The sequence below is a fragment of the Pseudomonas sp. P4_C3 genome (assembly GCF_056402075.1).
Genome location: NZ_JBFUIC010000614.1, coordinates 1 through 1,355, shown reverse-complemented (window position 1 = coordinate 1,355; position 1,355 = coordinate 1). Strand labels below are relative to the sequence as shown.

Sequence of the window (1,355 nt, the reverse complement as noted above, 5' to 3'; positions counted from 1 at the left end):
GCTTGTCACCTGCTTCAGTCAATGCTTCGAGCGGCATTGTCGGCAGACTTTCCAGAATGAACCACATGTGCTTCGCATCTGCACTGAGCCGCGTTCTAACACCCTGACGCCAATTCCAACGACGGCAAGTCACCCCTTTATCGTCCCGCCAAACAACTTCGCCGGCATCAGGATATTCGTGGGCTGGAGCACCTTCTTTCATGGTGTCGAAAGGTTCCGATCCATCTGCAACAGCGAGTCGCGGCGAGCCCACATAGGCTTCGACGTTCTCACCGCCGACAGGAACTGCGTATTCAATGCTGATGGCGTTATAGAGATCAACCACTGGATCGATACTCGGCAGACTGCCGTCACGCAGGACCCGTTTGCGAAGAGCTTCAGCTGAGCAAGGGGTGYGCTGCGGCTTGGCACCGAATTTTCGGAAGAGATCCGCCCAAGCGGTCAGGTGAGCGTCTGCCCACAGTGCACCACCCGCCGTGACTGATTGACAGGCTCGAGCCAAAGCGTCCTTGCCAATATCTGGATTGGCGATTGGTGCAGCTTCGACCACAATGCTGAGCGCTCTGAACTCAGGTGCCAAATTGATTACGTCTTGGTCGATTGACGGCAGTACGGACAGCATCAGAGAATCCCTTTAATCCTAAATTTCACTTCATACTAGCGATCAATGACCAAAATAGTCAATATACCGACCAACACCGGGGCCGACGTTCAAACCGTTAGCGAGGCAGTTTCCCGTAGGCTCAAACAGGAACGGAAGAAGCGGAAAATCACTCTCGACGAGCTTTCCCGTCGCTCCGGTGTCAGCAAGGGCATGGTGGTCGAGATAGAGAAATGCACGGCTAACCCAAGCATCGCGATCCTGTGCAAAATCGCTGCTGCTTTGGGCCTTTCAGTTGCTGATGTCGTAAACGTGTCCGACGCCCCATCAGCCCACCTCATCGAAAGCAAGGATATTCCCACACTCTGGACAGGAAACATGGGAGGGACGGCTCGGCTCCTGGCTGGAACCAGTGGTCCGAACATGATTGAGCTTTGGCGCTGGGAAATGTTTCCCGGCGAAAACTTTGCCTCCTCAGGGCACCCTCACGGCACAACTGAGCTACTTCACGTGGAGAAAGGGACACTCCACTTCATAGTAGGAGATACCGAACTGAGCGTTTCTGCGGGTTGCTCAGCCGTAGCAAAAACAGATGTACCTCATGCCTACTCGAATAAAGGCAAATCAAAACTGATATTCACCATGTCTGTAACGGAGATCCACCAATCCGGGCGTGAAATTTAACGTTCAGACAGCATCGCGCTGAAGCTTACAGAGGAGTCCGCCGGGTTGGCTCTTGTGGTCGGCCATCATC

Annotated in this window: 2 protein-coding genes; one reads left to right on the top strand and one right to left on the bottom strand. The window is 53.8% G+C overall.

Going from position 1 to position 1,355, the window contains the following annotated elements:
- Positions 1-622 (bottom strand): B3/B4 domain-containing protein (locus tag AC1DVH_RS31180; RefSeq protein WP_477757028.1); only part of this gene is annotated, 622 nt, incomplete at its 3' end.
- 45 nt (positions 623-667) lie between these two features.
- Between AC1DVH_RS31180 and AC1DVH_RS31175 the strand changes: the two genes are divergently transcribed.
- Positions 668-1,285, top strand: a complete 618-nt coding sequence (locus tag AC1DVH_RS31175; protein ID WP_477757027.1) for a helix-turn-helix domain-containing protein — start codon at positions 668-670, stop codon at positions 1,283-1,285.
- Positions 1,286-1,355 lie beyond the last annotated feature (70 nt).

Bases quoted from the DNA above. Each gene is read 5' to 3' on its own strand.
- AC1DVH_RS31175 (WP_477757027.1), top strand. From the start codon at position 668: ATGACCAAAATAGTCAATATACCGACCAACACCGGGGCCGACGTTCAA.